At 46.4% G+C, this 16624-nt stretch carries 9 protein-coding genes; 3 read left to right on the forward strand and 6 right to left on the reverse strand.

Features of this window, described 5'->3' with window-relative positions; translation table 11 throughout:
• Positions 1–4 precede the first annotated feature (4 nt).
• Complete coding sequence (locus ED312_RS17130; protein ID WP_123217252.1) at positions 5–1690, forward strand: RagB/SusD family nutrient uptake outer membrane protein; 1686 nt, start codon at positions 5–7, stop codon at positions 1688–1690.
• Between the two features lie 304 nt (positions 1691–1994).
• On the forward strand, positions 1995–4616 hold the full coding sequence (locus tag ED312_RS17135) for a glycosyl hydrolase 115 family protein (protein WP_123217253.1): 2622 nt from the start codon (positions 1995–1997) through the stop codon (positions 4614–4616).
• Positions 4617–4916: 300 nt separating this feature from the next.
• Here ED312_RS17135 and pdxR read toward each other — a convergent pair whose 3' ends face one another.
• Positions 4917–6371 carry a MocR-like pyridoxine biosynthesis transcription factor PdxR gene (pdxR, locus tag ED312_RS17140; protein ID WP_123217254.1) on the reverse strand — a complete coding sequence of 485 codons (1455 nt, stop codon included), beginning with the start codon at positions 6369–6371 and terminating at the stop codon, positions 4917–4919.
• Between the two features lie 270 nt (positions 6372–6641).
• Between pdxR and ED312_RS24295 the strand changes: the two genes are divergently transcribed.
• Positions 6642–7844 carry a hypothetical protein gene (locus tag ED312_RS24295; protein WP_240643129.1) on the forward strand — a complete coding sequence of 401 codons (1203 nt, stop codon included), beginning with the start codon at positions 6642–6644 and terminating at the stop codon, positions 7842–7844.
• A 396-nt stretch (positions 7845–8240) separates the two neighbouring features.
• Here ED312_RS24295 and ED312_RS17155 read toward each other — a convergent pair whose 3' ends face one another.
• The 5 genes from ED312_RS17155 to ED312_RS17175 all read right to left on the reverse strand — a co-directional run bounded on the left by ED312_RS17155 (position 8241) and on the right by ED312_RS17175 (position 16587).
• A complete protein-coding gene (locus ED312_RS17155) occupies positions 8241–10436 on the reverse strand; it encodes a glycoside hydrolase family 3 C-terminal domain-containing protein (RefSeq protein WP_123217255.1) in 2196 nt (731 codons plus the stop codon).
• 29 nt (positions 10437–10465) lie between these two features.
• Positions 10466–11794, reverse strand: coding sequence for a serine hydrolase domain-containing protein (locus tag ED312_RS17160; RefSeq protein ID WP_123217256.1), 1329 nt, complete (start codon positions 11792–11794; stop codon positions 10466–10468).
• A gap of 16 nt (positions 11795–11810) precedes the next feature.
• On the reverse strand, positions 11811–13610 hold the full coding sequence (locus ED312_RS17165; protein WP_240643130.1) for a glycoside hydrolase family 2 protein: 1800 nt from the start codon (positions 13608–13610) through the stop codon (positions 11811–11813).
• 25 nt (positions 13611–13635) lie between these two features.
• On the reverse strand, positions 13636–14076 hold the full coding sequence (locus ED312_RS17170) for a nuclear transport factor 2 family protein (RefSeq protein ID WP_123217257.1): 441 nt from the start codon (positions 14074–14076) through the stop codon (positions 13636–13638).
• A gap of 84 nt (positions 14077–14160) precedes the next feature.
• Positions 14161–16587 (reverse strand): glycoside hydrolase family 2 TIM barrel-domain containing protein, encoded by a 2427-nt coding sequence (locus ED312_RS17175; protein ID WP_170164548.1) that lies wholly within the window; start codon positions 16585–16587, stop codon positions 14161–14163.
• Positions 16588–16624 lie beyond the last annotated feature (37 nt).

The raw sequence follows: 16624 nt of genomic DNA on the forward strand, positions 1-16624 counted from the left end.
TGTCATGAAGAAAAATATCGTATATATATCCGCATTCCTGATTTTACTCGGCCTTTTTTCATGTGGTAAAGATCTTCTCGAGGAATCTCCCCGTGATTTCCTAAGTACAGAAAACGCATTCACGTCTACGGAAGATATTGATGCTTCTGTCTATAACCTGTACCGCAGGGTTCGCAGGGAATTTTATGACCGTGATGAAAATCGCCCCTTCGATTATCTGTACGGGACCGATCTGGTATTCGACGGCGAACCCCAGCAAAGCTCCAACCGTCATTCTCCCATGAAAACGGCATACGACCCCACCGGGGCCATTGCCACAGACCATTGGGGGCAGTTTTATAAGATCATTTCGGAGGCCAATACCATTATTGATAGGTTGGCTTTATCCGAAATTACAAGTGAAGAACAAGAAACATACAAAAGTAAAGCTTTATTTTTCAGAGGATTAAGTTATCGTTCCCTGGCATATTTATACGGAGGGGTCCCGGTTTCCCTGAATGAGATCTCAACGCCGAAAACCGATTTTACCAGGGCCTCCAGGTCAGAAGTAATAGCGCAGGCCATTTCTGATCTGGAAGTTGCCGCAGACCATTTACCGGGTATTGCAGATGTGTTGGATGGAGAGATCAATAACCTGGCAGCCTATCACTTACTTGCAGAACTTTATATTGCCAACGGTGAATTCCAGAAAGCCATAGATGCTGCAACGATCGTCATTGATGATCCGTCCACAGCATTGATGCAAAACCGCTTCGGTTCCAGGCAAAGTGAAACAGATAAAGACGTTTACTGGGACCTGTTCAGAAATGGCAATCAGAACCGGAGTTCCGGCAATACCGAAGGTATCTGGGTGATACAGTTTCAAACGGATGTACCCGGAGGAAGCCTTGTATCCTCCGGTTTAAGCGGGTATGTATTGGAGCGTCATCACGGTCCTTTTTTCAGGGATCTGAAAATAAACGGCGAAAACCCGTTCGCATGGCCTGTTGGCGATCTTACAGGAGGCAGGGGTATAGGCTGGATGATCTCTACAACATATTTTTCCAATACTATCTGGGAAAGTGATTTTGACAATGATATCCGGAATGCCAACCACAATTTTGCCAGGGAATTTGTGGCCAATAATCCCGGTTCATCATTTTTTGGGCAGACCATTTCAACCGAAGACCCTGAGCTGGCCGACAGGGTTCCTTCAAGAAATTTTTATGCCTTTCAGACCAAATGTACAACGCCTTTTAATCATCCCGGTAATATATATGATACCAACTCCCCCATCCCGTTTATGCTTAAATCAAGTGCCGGTTCTACCTATACCGATCAATATATGTTCCGCCTGGCCGAAACATACCTTCTGCGTGCGGAAGCCTACCTGGGATTAGGCAATACCGGGAAAGCGGCCGACGATATCAATATTGTCCGTCAAAGGGCAAACGCCTCGCTTGTCAATGCCGGTGACGTGGATATTGATTATATACTGGATGAACGTATGCGGGAACTGGGGGTTGAAGAAAAAAGACGGTTGACCCTGATGAGATTGGGCAAACTGTACGATAGGGTAAAAGCTCATAATCCTTTCTATACCAACCAGGCAGACGGGCTGGAAGAACATTATAATTTATGGCCGATTCCGTTTAGTGAAATAGAAGCGAACATCGGTGCCGACATAGAACAAAATCCCGGGTACAATTAAAAACTTTATGAAAGCTACAAATTATAATTAGTTAGTTTTGATTGGTTCAAGGTCAGGGCGGTAGTGTTTTGGAGAAACGGTAAATATCAAAATCCGCCCTGATACCTTGACAACGTTTATTTAGTTTAATAGATATCTCTCCGGTAAAAGCCATTTTAGTATATGAAATGCCCATTAGCAGTTCGTGCAAATCAACCGATATGTTCTTAGGGCATTCCATCTGACCGATGAAAAACAATTGCGAAGCATATCAATGAATTCCGCTTTAAAATAAACAATAGGTGAATTAAATAAAAAAGAACAGATGAAAAATTTAAAAATATCCTTTAATATACTGTGGATGCTGACCATACCGATATACCTGTTGTCAGGTTGTTCGGGTTCGGGACCAGAACAGGAAGAAGGCACGTTCCTGGTATCCGGCAAACCTGGCAAAGAGGCATTTTCCCTGACGGATTGCTCCGTGATGTATGATCATACCGATTTTACCGTAGTGAAAAAAACCGCAGCCCTTTTGGCCGGGGACATAGCGTCCGTTACGGCCATCCGGCCCGAAGTGCTTACAAAAGATGCCCGGGGAAATGTGATCCTGTTAGGGACTTTAGGAAAAAACAGCCTTATAGACCAACTTGTTTCCGAGGGTAAACTGGACGTTTCCGATATTCAGGGAGGCTGGGAACAGTTTAAGATAAAACGCCTGCAAGACCCATTGCCCGGAATAAAGCAGGCCTTGGTTATCGTGGGCAGTGACCGCCGGGGCACGGCCTATGGCGCCTTTGCCCTCAGCGAAGCCATGGGGGTGACAGCCTGGGAATGGTGGGCAGATGTACCTGTAAAAAAACGCGACCAATTGTATGTTACAGAAGACTACAGTTCCAAAACCCCTTCGGTTAAATACCGCGGCATTTTCATAAATGACGAGGACTGGGGGCTACACCCGTGGGCGGCAAAAAATTATGAAAAAGACCTGGAAGACATCGGCCCTAAAACCTATGCTAGGGTCTTCGAATTAATACTTCGGCTCAAGGGGAATATGATGGCCCCGGCCATGCACAGTTGTTCCGGGGCTTTCTATTCGCATTCGGAAAGTAAAGAGGTGGCCGACGAATTCGGAATAATGATCACAACCGCCCATTGCGAGCCCTTACTGTTCAATAATGCGTCAAAATCCGAATGGGATAGCGAGGTGGACGGGGAATGGGATTATGTGATCAACAAGGAAACAATACGTAAAAAGCTGGATGACCGTGTACACGAAGCATCGCCCTATGAGAATATCTACACCGTGGGTATCCGCGGCCTGCACGACGAAGGGATGAGGGGAAACTATCCTGATTCGATAAGGCTAAATACTTTAACGGAGGTAATGGCCGACCAGCGGGATATCCTTACAAAATACCTGAAAAAACCGGTAGAGGACATCCCCCAGATATTCGTGCCTTACAAGGAAACCCTTGATCTTTATGAACTCGGCCTGGAAGTACCGGAAGATGTTACCCTGGTATGGGTAGATGACAACTACGGATATATGAAGCGATTGAGCAATCCGGAAGAACAAAAACGCAATGGAGGCGCGGGAGTGTACTACCATACGTCTTACCTGGGCCCTCCCCACGATTATCTGTGGCTTTGCACCACTCCGCCCGTACTGATGTACGAGGAGTTGAAAAAGGCTTATGACACCGGAGCGGACAGGTACTGGCTGCTCAATATCGGCGACATTAAACCGGCCGAGCTGGGAATGCAGACGTTCTTCGATATGGCCTGGGACCTAGACAGCTACGATTTTAAAAACATCAATCAGCACCAAAGCCGGTTCCTGGCAGGCATTTTCGGTGCCAAATACGAAAAGGAGTTCCAGGAAATTCTCGATACCTACTATCGTCTTGCCTGGAGCCGTAAACCGGAATTTATGGGATGGGAACGCGAATGGGATGCCCCGGAGTACAGAGAGCTGACAGATACAGACTATTCTTTCCAGAACTATAATGACGCTCAACAACGTTTGGCCGATTACAGGGATATCTCGGATTTGTCAGATAAAATCCTCCGGGAGTTACCCGAAGCATACCGCCCTGCATTTTTTGAAATGGTGGCTTACCCCGTTATGGGATCGTACCAGATGAACCGCAAATTCCTGTTGGCACAGTTGAACCACGAACAGGTAAAGGAAAACAATTTTTCCGCTGCCAACTGGGCGGCCGAACAATCTCAAACAGCTTACGACAGTATCAACAGCCTTACCGAAAAATACAACAACCTGCTCGGCGGAAAATGGAAAGGCATGATGCAACTGGCTCCGGGCTTGGTGGCCAGATACCAGAACATGCCCGATGTGGTTTATACGAAGGGTGCTGGCCACACTCCGGTTGACCTGTCTCCCCAGAAAAGCAAAAACCGGTTGGAGGGCTGCACGGTGCTGGACTTGGCAAAATATACAGATAAAGTGGCCAAAGACGGGCATACGCTTCGGGTTATCGAAGGCATTGGCTATGACTGGGAAGTTATTCAACTGGGAGAGGCCACGGAAAAAACCGCAGATCCGGAAAACCCGGATGGGTCACGCTTTGAGTACGAATTTTCCAGGGTAGATGCCGATTCTGTTACCGTATATGTGTACACCCTGCCTGTTTTTCCGCTTTATGAAGGAAAAAGCACCCGGTTTGGTATTTCCGTAGATAACCAACCTGTTTATGTCACCGAAAACAGACCTAAAGAGTTTTCTGAAGGATGGAAAGACCAGGTACTTCAAAACGGGGCTCTTGCAGTCGCCGGGTTTCCTGTTGAGCAAAAAGCAAAAAAACATACGCTTAAGCTGACTTGCGGCGATCCGGGAGTAATTGTTCAGCGTATTGTAATCGACTGGGGAGGGCTGAAAAAAACTTATGTGGGGCCCGGAGTATCTTTGTCTTTGAAGCCACAATAAGAAAATTCTATTTTTGTAGATTTAATACGCCGTACCCAGGCAGAAATGAAAAAAGCCCCCGATCACCCGGGGGCCTTGTCTTTATTGAGGGAGTCCAAAGGATAAAACTCCCGGACCCGTTTTTTGGAAGATTCGGAGCTTTTATGTGGGCTTTCCGAGTAAAAACACTTTTAACCACATATAAATCAATACGTTAAAAATGTATTTATGTATGGCTTGTACGGTGTAAAATTTACCTGTAACTGTCAGGTTAAATATTGATTCATTCACCTATACCGTTTCAGGGCGGTGCTACAATATTTAATCCAGGATATGCTTCACCGTCTCAATAAATTTGTCCATTTCCACATCGTTCAGCGAAGCAAATCCAATCCTGACCCCATTGAACCTTTCGATAAAAATATTGTCGGTTTCAAGCAAATAACCTTGTTTTAAAAGTTTGTCAGGCAAGTTTTTTAACATCTCCGCATTTTTGAAAACCAACCAGACCGACATGCCGCCCTCAGGTTGTATGAAACTCAGGTATTCCGAGAAATTACTTTGTAACAAAGCACAAAAATAATCCCTGCGATGCTTATATATCCTGACTGTTTTTTTCAAATGCCGGTCCAAATCGCCGGACTTTATAAATTCGCTTACCGCTCTTTCCAATAAGGGGTCGCCCTGCCTGTCAATGATCCTTCTCAATTTATTAGCAGCCTCCATGATCTCTTTCGGAGCAACAAAATACCCTACACGTACGGATGGTGAGAGGCATTTACTGAAAGAACCTATGTAGATTACCCGTCCGTCCTTGTTTAAACTTGCCAGGGGCAATAGCGGGCTATTATCATAATGCAAATCGTAGTCATAATCATCTTCCAATATGTAAAAATTGTGCTTTATGGCCAGTTGCAACAATTCTATACGGCGTTTGGGAGAAAGCCTTACCGTTGTCGGATAATGATGATGGGGGGTGATGTACAGCAATCTGACTTTCTTTTTTTTACAAATCTCATCCACTTCGCCCACGTCGATACCTTCGTTATCTACCGCTACATGGGCTACTTTACCTCCCGAATGATTAATAATATTGTCAACGATCTGATAGCCGGGCAAACTTGTAATGCAATAATCACCTTTCTTTAACAGAGCAGTAACAGTAATATAAATGGCCATCTGACTGCCCCTCGTTATAAAAATATTCTGATGATCGGTTACTATTCCCCGGGTAGTATGCAGGTAAGATGTAAGGGTCATTCTCAAATCAAGATCTCCCTCAATATGATTGTATTTCAACAAAGCACTAAAAGCATTTTTGGAAAGAATGGAACGGTGATATGCATACAGCGTATCCAACGGTGATAACCTTACATCGGGAACCCCGTCATCGATCAGGCGAACATTAGTATAATCGAGATATAGGGATTCAAGAAAACGGAATTTATTGACTTTACGGCCGGTTTCCCCTACCGCTTCTCTAAAACCCGTATTGTGCAATGGTTTATACTTTAATTCAGGCAATTTATTCGATACGAAAGTCCCTTTCCATTCATAGCTTTCCACCCATCCCTGACTCGATAGTTCTTCCAGGGCAGCCGTAACCGTTTTGCGGTTTAAATTGAGTAAATCTCCAAGCACCCTGGCCCCGGGTAGTTTTTGTCCGGGAAAAAGATGTCCTTCATGGATCGATTTAATTATGGCATCTGCCAACTGCAGGTAGATCGGTTTGGTCGATTCCCTGCTAAACTTTAATATCGATTTCCATGGAAACATATACAGCCATTTTCCGGTCCTTGATCTGGCCCAGTTACAATGTAAAAAGTGTACCACTAAGATAGTCGAATATAATTATATTTTTATTACGAAAAACAAGGTGTATAGCGGCTGAGGCACGTTTATTAAAACAGGCTGAGGCCGGAAATCCTAATGTCAAAGGTCTCGAAATCATAAAACCGTATACGTAATATCAGTGATGTGACCCCTCTGATTTTAGATTGTAAAACAGTTCTTTTGAATCGATATAACCCTGTAAAATAAAAATAAATGAAACACTATAGTAGATACCTCGTAGTCCTGTTTTTACTAGTTCTACCAAGCATTTTTACACACGGTTCCGCACAATCCATAATAACGAAAGAGGACCTGGTTAATGCCACCATTGACACCGATGGCAAATTAAGAATCACACCCTCCGAAACTTCTTCCCAACATGATTTTGACTTTTTTGAAGGCCATTGGAAGATCCGTAACAAAAAGCTCAAAACACGATTGAACAACAGCACGGAATGGATTGAATACAACGGCACCAACAAGGACAAAAAGATATTGAACGGGCTGGGCCATACCAATAACAATCGTTCTGTTATTGACGGGAAACCCTACGAAGGCATAGGTCTTACCCTCTTTAATCCGAAAACAAGACTGTGGAGTATTTACTGGGCGAGCAGCAAAAACGGTGTACTCGATGAGGATAATCCCGTGGTAGGATCTTTTGAAGGTAACATCGGCACTTTTTATGCCCGGGATACTTTTAATGGCAAACCTGTTATCGTCATGGCAAGGTGGGACAAAACTGATCCGGACAAAGCTATCTGGAGCCAGGCCTTTTCGGAAGACAACGGGAAAACATGGGAATGGAACTGGTACATGTACGAAAACCGGGTGGTTGAAAATGAAAAAGAACTCCGGGAAAAACTACTGACATTTGACACAAGTATCCCTATACCAGATCTTTCGTTCGATAAGAACGGGGAACTGATCATTAAAGCATCCGAAACCTCTTCCCACAACGACTTCGACATGTTAACGGGCAAGTGGAAAATGTACCATAAAAAACTTAAATTCAGGTTAAGCAACAATAACGAATGGATTTACCTGGAGTCTGTTGATGAGAATTATGGGACCATATTACAGGGTATCGGCAATACAGATTTATACAGGGCAACCTTTGATGGCGAACCTTTTGAAGGGTTTACGTTACGATTGTTCGATCCGGAAACAAAACTGTGGAGTTTGTACTGGGTAGCCAGCAATTCCGGTGTGCTGGACCCACCGGTTGTCGGTTCGTTTGACAATGATATCGGGCACTTTTTCGGAAAAGATACTTTCAATGGAAAAGATATCGTCATGGTATTCCGCTGGGATATGCGCGACAGGGAGCATCCCGTATGGAGCCAGGCCTTCTCTGAAGACAACGGAAAAACATGGGAATGGAACTGGATTAATGTTTCGTATAAGATGGAGTAAAGATCAAAATCACCTTTTGCCAGAACTTATTTCCGGGACATCTCAGGGTGATAGCATTCCGTTGGCCATTTTTTGGAAGATTGGAGTTTTTATGTGAACTTTCGGAGTAACATTAGTTTAAATTTATATGTGATATAAAGGATATTTGGTGATTACCTCCTAACCCTACCGAACGTCTATCATCAATAACCTATGGATAACGCTATATGGATAGTAAGTGGTTCATGCTGAATTTTCATTACAATCAATAAATATTCCTCATTCCGGGCGAATACCGATGCCCGATAAAATAACCGGTTCAGGATGATTCATAAGGTAATAACAGCAGTCCTTCCGGAAGTTGCCAGATTATCGACTACCTTATATATTTGAAAATCAACAATGATAGCATAAATATCACTCCACCTTTAAATTCACTTTAGCTTTTATATCACCGGATGAGCTACCCAGCATAAGGGTATAAGTCCCCGGTTCTACAACCCAATCGCTTATATTTTCATCATAGTATGCCAGGCTGCCAATGGGTACTTCCAGTTCCACCTCTTTACTTTCACCGGCTTTGAGATAGACCTTTTTAAATGCTTTCAATTCTTTTGCCGCCCGTGACACTTCTGATTTTGATTTACCTGTATACAATTGCGGAACTTCCGCCCCGTCGGATCTTCCCGAATTAGTCAGGGTAAACGATACTTTTACGGTTTCTTTATCACTATATTGAGTTTTATCAATAGAAAGACCGGCATAGTCGAAGGAGGTATAGCTCAATCCATGACCGAAAGAAAAGAGCGGTTTGATCTTTTTGGTATCGAACCAACGATAGCCTACGAGAATATCTTCCTTATAAAATTGATCGGTACTGTCGCCGGGATATGAAAGTTCACCGTAAAAATGTGCTCCGTTATCTTCCAGTTTTTCAGGAAAGGAAAAAGGCAGTTTTCCCGAAGGGTTTACATCACCGGAAACAATATCCGTTAATGCATTTCCGGCTTCCGAACCCAGGTACCAGCCTTGCATGATCGCGGGAACCTTGTCTGCCCAGGGCATGCTTACCGCATTTCCGCTGAGCAATATCACGGCTGTATTTTTGTTGACTTTCAATACATCCCGGATCAGTTTGTCCTGTTCAAACGGAAGATCCATAGACCTTCTGTCCCCTCCTTCACAGTCCTGATAGTGATTTTTATTAAGGCCTCCGATAAACAGCACAATATCTGCGCTTTTGGCGAGCTCTACCGCAGCCATTCGCAATGAATCCGCATCCAAACCTGACGGCTCTTCGCGCCCGTAAAGCGAAGGTCCGGAGGCATAACCGAGGCTGTGGACTATACGCTCGTCCCCGTATTTGTCTTTAAGCCCCTGCAAAGGGGAAACTTCATAGGCTGCTTTTAACGAAGACGATCCGCCTCCTATGACCAGGCTCCGGGAGGCATTTTCCCCGATCACGGCTATTTTTTCGTATTTATCTACGGGTACAGGGAAAAATTGCCCTTTGTTCTTCAGCAAAACGATACCTTCCTGTGCGATTTTTCTTGCCGCCTTACTGTGTTCCGGTGAAACAAACTTTCCAAACGGACGATCTCCCCTCATAGTAGTCCTGAAGATCACACGCAGAATGCGGCGTGCTTTATCTTCCAGTACATCCGTATCGTATTTGCCTTCCTCAATTCCTTTCAGGAAAGGGTTGGCAAGATAATAGGACGAATAGGGGAAGTGGCTATTTGTTGTCAATCCGTTGGTGTAAGTCCCCATTTCAATATCAAGCCCGTTATTGACAGCCTGATCAGTATTGTGAACTCCTCCCCAGTCACTGATCACCAATCCGTCAAATCCCCAATCCTGTTTAAGGATCTTGTTCAAAAGCAAATCATTGTGACAGCAATGTTCTCCCCTGAACTGATTGTAAGCTCCCATCACAGACCAGACGTTTCCTTCCTGAACGGCTGCCTTAAAAGCCGGTAAATAGATCTCGTGAAGGGCCCGGTCGCTTACATTGACATTGATATGCCCCCGCCATACCTCCTGGTTGTTCAGGGCAAAATGTTTCACGCAGGCGGCCACTCCTGCAGATTGTACTCCCTGAATGTACGGTACGACCATACGGGAGGCCAGGTAAGGGTCTTCTCCCATATATTCAAAATTCCTGCCGTTCAGTGGGGTCCTGTATATGTTTACCCCGGGCCCTAATAGTATGGTCTTATTGCGGTACCGGGCTTCTTCCCCGATGGAAACCCCGTATAACCGGGACAGGTCTGTGTTAAATGTAGCTGCAAGGCAGGTAAGCGCAGGGAATGCGGTACAGGAATCGTTGGTCCATTGTGCGCCGCTCCATTCGTCCCACAAAACCTCCTCCCGTATGCCGTGCGGGCCATCGGTAGACCAGACCTCCGGTATTCCGAGCCTGGCCACTCCTTTTGAACTGAATTTGGACTGGGCATGGCACAGGGCTACTTTCTCTTCGGTGGTCATCAGCGAAAGCGCACTTTCTACGCGTTCTTCTACGGGTTTTGTAACATCGAGGTAAACAGGTACTTTATGCTGTGCAATGACTTGCATGGACAATAGTACCACGATATAAAATATTCCGGATTTCATGTGTGTTTTTTATTTAGAATCATCTATCATTAGTTAAACAACTCATATACCTTTTCGAGGAATAAAGGGTATAGAGGATCGCGCTGGTACATGTTTATGTAGAACAAGGCAATCATATTGTTTTCCGGGTCTATGATATATTCTGTGCCAAACAGCCCTCCCCAGGCAAACGCCGTATTGGAAACTGCGGGTACGGGCTTCTTTATCTCATTGAAAAGTTCAAACCCTAAACCAAACCGGAAACCTTCTCCCCAGGCCTCCACTCCCTGAAGCCGGTCTACAGTGGTCATGAGCTCTACTGTTTCGGGCTTCAGGATTCGATGGCCATTGAATTCTCCTTTGTTTAACAGCATCTGGCAAAATCTGGCGTAATCCTCTATGGGTCCGTTCAACCCGATAGCTCCCTCACAATAGGTCTGTTCGCTGCTGACCGCGCCTTCCACATATATCTGTGAACCAGGCTTCAGCTCACCTTCCTCCATGGTATAAGTTTTTACAAAACGCTTCAATGCATCTTTTCCATAATACCAATCGGTTTCCGTCATGCCCAGCGGGTCCAGGACCGTTTCCTTCACATATTGGCGCAGGGGTTTCCCCGAAATACGCTCTATCAGGTAGGCCAGCATATTGGTACTCACGTGGTAATTCCATGCCGTCCCCGGATCAAAGCCGAGAGGATATTTTGCCAGGTCGAGCATCTCGTCTTCGAGGTATTTTGCATTATAGTCGCCGCCAAAGCTGTGTTGCCCGTCGGGCGCTTTTTCGGGCATAGCACCGCCAAAGCCGGCAAACGTACCTGTTTTTTGACCTTCGGAACGGCGGATCTCCTCAACAAGCCCCGCATTAAGGCCGGATGTATGGGACATCAGGTGAACAAAGGTCATGGGCGATTGAACCGGCCTGGTTTCGTAGGTGCCGTCTTCGTGAACCTTTGTTACCACCCGGTCCGGGATTTCAGGGAAGTATTTCGACACCGGGTCATCTATGGCCACCAGGCCTTTTTCGACCAGGGTCATGAACGCAACCGTAGTGATAGCTTTGGTCTGTGAAAACAGTACATAATAGTCATCTGTGGTCGCCGGAAGCTGATTTTCCATATCTTTCCAACCGAATGCTTTTTTGTACACTATATTTCCCCCCTTTGCTACAAAGCCGGCAACGCTGTTCAGCTTTCTTTCATCTACAAATGACTGTAGCAAAGAATCCATACTTTCTACTTTTTTGGCACGAACGCCAAGGTCTTTTAAGTCGGGATTCCGGTTAAAGCTCCGGGGAATGTCATCTGCCTGCATTGAGAAGCCTTTGCAGGCAAAAGTCAGTACAGCCAATGATACCAGTAACAGGTTGATCTTATTCATTTTACTAATTGCTATGTTATTTATTTTTGAAATATTTCTTCATAATATACCAGGCTTTCTTTTTATCGCCGTTCTCGGACAACAACCCTTTCCTGTTATAGCCTTGTTGATAGACAGGGTGCATCCGCCCGAGCGACCGGTAATCGAACAATAGCCAGGGACACACCCCGGCCAGGTTGGGTATCGTACCGAACATTTTTACCTGGTCGGTATAAATTTTTTCCTGGTATCCTTCCGTCCAGTAAGCGGCTTCGTCAGCCGGGCCGTCATTGTTTCCGTATAAGGCTTCTCCCCCGAATTCCGAAATAAACACGGGCTTATCAGGAAACGCAATGTTCCACCTGGTGTCCGCCGGCCTGCCTTGCCAGGGGATATACCAGCCGATATATTCATTGATCGAAACAATATCGGAATGCAGGTAAAGCGAATCCTTTATCCCAAAGGTGTTGTTTTCGTAGCTCTGGGTGTTCGTCACATGGGTAACCGGCCGGGTGGGATCGGCTGCCCTGCATTTCCGGGTCAGCTCTGCCAGGGCTTTGTTCCGGCCGGGGGTGCCGGGGTAGGTTTCGTTGGACAGCGCCCAGATGACCACCCCGCAGCGGTTCCGGTCCCGGCGGACCATTTCGTGGAGCATGTTCTTCATTTTCTGCGGCATAAGGCTATCGGAAAATCGGATATGCTGATATATGGGGAGTTCACTCCACACCATCAGGCCCATCTTTTCGGCTTCTTTCACCATGTGCTCACTGTGTGGATAATGCACCAGCCGTACAAGGTTGCAACCCAGTTCTTTTGCAGGAGTAAGTAGCTGCCGGGCATCCTCTGTGGAATAGGCCCGCTTCCCTTCGTACGGGTTTTCCTCATGGATATTCACCGCTTTCACGAATACAGGCTGCCCGTTGAGCAGAATTTCGTCCCCACGTACTTCGATACTCCTGAACCCGATCTGGTCTGTAACCGTATCCGTTTCGCTTTCAACGATCACTTCGTAACGTTTGGGGTTTTCGGGCGACCACAGGTCAAAATCCGAAGAAAATTCAACACGGGCGATGCCTTTACCGTCGGTTTTTGTACTATAGACGAGGTTGAGTTCGGGAATCCGTATGTTGATCTTTTGCACTGTTTCCGGCCCGTTTAGCCGGACCCACCCCTGAACGGTGTCCAGGCTGCCTTTTTTTAACTGAATGAAATAGTCTTCGATATAGGTGCCGTTGGTTTCCACCAGGTCGACATCCCGGGTGATGCCGCCGTAATTGAACCAATCGTAGCCTGTACCGGGCAAACCGTTTTTCAGGCGCCGGTTGTCTGCTTTAACGATCAGGGAATTTTCCCCTTTCCTGACTTTGCCGGTAATCTCAAACTGGAAAGGGGTAAAACCACCTTCGTGGCTTCCTATTTTCTCCCCGTTGAGGTACACATCCGCCAGGTAATTCACCGCCCCGAAATAAACAAACAGCCTTTTCCCCGGCTGAAGGGAAGAGGTAAACTGTTTTTTGTACCAGACCGTGCCTTCGTAATAGGTGAGTTCAGGCATTTGGGAGTTGAAGTCGCCCGGCACTTTCAATACGGGGGCGCCTTCAAACGAATATTCGAAAAAGTCGGTTTTTTTCTGCGGTTTTTTCTCCAGCCATACCCGGAGGTATTCGCCGCGCCCGGCCGGATCGACTAGGGCTTTCCATTCGCCGTTGAGGCTTGTCCGGTCCCTGGACTGTATGTTTATCATGGCAGTCTGGGCAGTTACCAATTCGACGGAAACCATAGTGAATAAAGCTATCAACATCCATTTCCCCATAGCCGCCTTTTTGTATGTATTCATTTCTCTTTTATTTCAATTTTGACTATTATTCCACAATTTGCCTTGAGGACTGCCGTGCGGCCAGCTGCCACCCGTTTTCAGACTTTATCCATACATTGGTGAATCTTCTCGGTATCCATTGATCCCGATCAGCGACCATGCTGGCCGGCTGTTGTAACTCCTTGCCCATGACTATGGCAATATTCCGATTGAAGGTTATTCGCTCGATGATCCGCTCAACAGCAGGGAATTTATGTCCGCTTTTCATCAGTGCCACAATATCTTTCGGGGTCACAATTTTTCCATTGGGGTTGTTTACCACATAGTTTTCAGACCATATTCGCAACAGCGAAGTCGTATCCCCCCGGTCAAGCAGTTCCGTCCAATGTTTTTCCAATCGCCTGATCTCTGTTTCCTCTTCGGACTGTCCGAAAGAAATTGTGGTAACGAAAATAAAACCGATCAGCAAGAAATAATGTGTTCTCATGGTATTGCTTTTTTAGGTTTGTTCTTGAGTTGTACTATTCAGGTGAATTTTTATCTATAACACCATTGGTTATATAATACCGGTCTATTCAGCCTTTAAGGTAGCCGTAGCCACCGGCAGCGTTCCGCTCCTTGCGGTAATGATTATTTCGCCCTTTTGGTCTGTTGACTGTATGATGGCCAGGCATTTCCCCAGATAAGTTTCCATTTTATCTCCTTTTAACGGGGTATGGCTCTGCTGATTCCCGTTACCCACTGCGGTGAGTTTGCCCGCACCTTCCACTTCAAATTCGATCATGTTGCCGGCAAAAGGAACCGGCACATCGTTAGCGTCCACTACCTGCACGGTTACGTAGCTTAAATCCTGTTTGTTGGCTTTTATTGTTTTCCGGTCTGGTGATAACACTATTTTTGCCGGTTCTCCCGCGGTCTGAACGGCAAAGGAAACGGTCTTTCCTTCTTCCGTTTTCCCGATGGCCTCCAGCTTGCCCGGTTCATAGGGTACTTCCCAGAACAGGAAAGCTTCGTTCTTAAGGTCCCATTTCCGGCTTCCCAAAGACTTTCCGTTCAGTTTCAGTTCTACATCGGGCACATTGGTATATACATGGACAGCCAGTGTATCGCCCGTTTTGTCATGGTTCCAGTGGGCCTCCACTTTGGGCCAGTTCCAGAACGAACTAACTTCCCTGTTCCTTGCCGATTCATCGGTTTGTACCGCAATATACACCATGGGTTCGTCATTCCATAATGCTTTTCTGAACCAATACCCGGGTTTGGGAGAACCACACATATCAATCACCCCGCAATCGGCTCCCCTCCAGGGCCATTCGGGCCAGGTTTTCCAGAATTCGAACCCGGTACCTACATGGCCAATACCTGCCTCGCCTATATAGTCGAAACCGGTCCAAAGGAATTCGCCCGCCACATAATCCTCCAACTGGCCGTCGAGCCATTGTTGGTACGATCGCATTTGCCATGCGTTGTGGTCGTGGTAAGGGTACATCACTGTCTCGGAGCCATAAATCACCCGATCGGGGTATTTTTCATGGTCTTCCTTATAAAAAGCTTCCTGGTAGTTGTAACCTACGATGTCCAGCAATTCCAGGGCTCCAAAGTCATTGAAGTTTACGATTTCGTTACAGGCGAGGGTGAAGGGACGGGTGTTGTCGTGTATGCGCCCCGCATCGAGCAGCATGGGTATAATTTTCAGCGCATTGTCCTTGTTATACTGCTCCCTAAGCTCATTGCCTATGCTCCAGGCAATAACAGACGGATGATTACGATCACGCTTAATCCAGTTTTCTATATCCCTCTCATACCATTCCTCAAAATGTGGTGCATATCCCGCAGGCGTTTTCCCGTCCATCCATTCGTCGAATAGTTCGTTGATCACCACAAAACCGAGGCTGTCGGCATAGGCCAGCAATTCGGGCGAAGGCGGGTTGTGGCTCATCCTTAGTGCGTTGCAGCCCATTTCCTTCAAAATCTCCAACTGCCGCTTATGGGTATAGTCCAGTACGGCCGCGCCCAATGGCCCGCCGTCGTGGTGGTTGTTTACGCCCTTTAGCTTTACGTGTTTTCCATTAAGGGAAAAGCCTTTATCCGGATCGAAATCGAAGGTCCTGATCCCGAAAGAGGTCGTGTAGCTATCCGTTAGGGTACCATCCGACCGGACTTCCACCTCCAGACGATATAAGTGAGGTTGTTCAACGGACCATAATGAAGGCCTGGTGACCCGGATGTCCTGGTCGATTTTCAGCGGCTGACCGGCTTTGACTTCGATTTCCGATCCGGCCTTTCCGGCTTCTTTTCCTTCGGTATCTATAAGCCTGGTGATGACCGTGCAGGGCCGGTCGGTATCGTTCTCATTGCGCAGTTCGATGGAAACATCGATACTTGCTTCATCTTCGCTGGCATCGACCGTGCGGGCAAAAACGCCCCATTGATCGATATGCAGCCTGTTTCTGGCAAGCAGCCGGACATGCCGGTAGATACCCGAACCGGTGTACCATCTTGAGTTGGGCTGTTCGCTGGTATTTACTTTTACGGCAATGACATTCTCCTCACCCTCCGGATTCAGGTGTGGTGTCAGGTCATAATAAAAGGAAGAATATCCATAGGGCCGTATACCGAGGTACTGCCCGTTGATCCAGACCTCGCTGTTGCGATACACGCCATCGAACAGTATTCCGATCTTTTTATTTAAAAACCCGGGCGCTGTCCTGAAGGCTTTTCTGTACCAGCCGATACCGCTGTACGTATAGCCACCACCTGGGCCAGTGGCATAGGCTGAGTCGAAAGGATGTTCGATACTGAAATCGTGCGGTACATCCAGTATACGCCAGCCGGAATCGTCGAACCCGGGTTGTTCTGCGCCCTGGTGATCTTCCGGGGCAAATTTCCAGTCGAAATCGAAAGGGATCTTGGTATTATCATCGGGCTGTTCTTTGTTGCATGATGCAAGCACCACGAAAAGAAGGAACAATGATGAAATTAATCGAATTCTTTTCACTTTATATTGAGCTTGTTTAAATTTTTTTAATTCGCTG

Source organism: Sinomicrobium pectinilyticum (assembly GCF_003725735.1).
Lineage (GTDB): Bacteria > Bacteroidota > Bacteroidia > Flavobacteriales > Flavobacteriaceae > Sinomicrobium > Sinomicrobium pectinilyticum.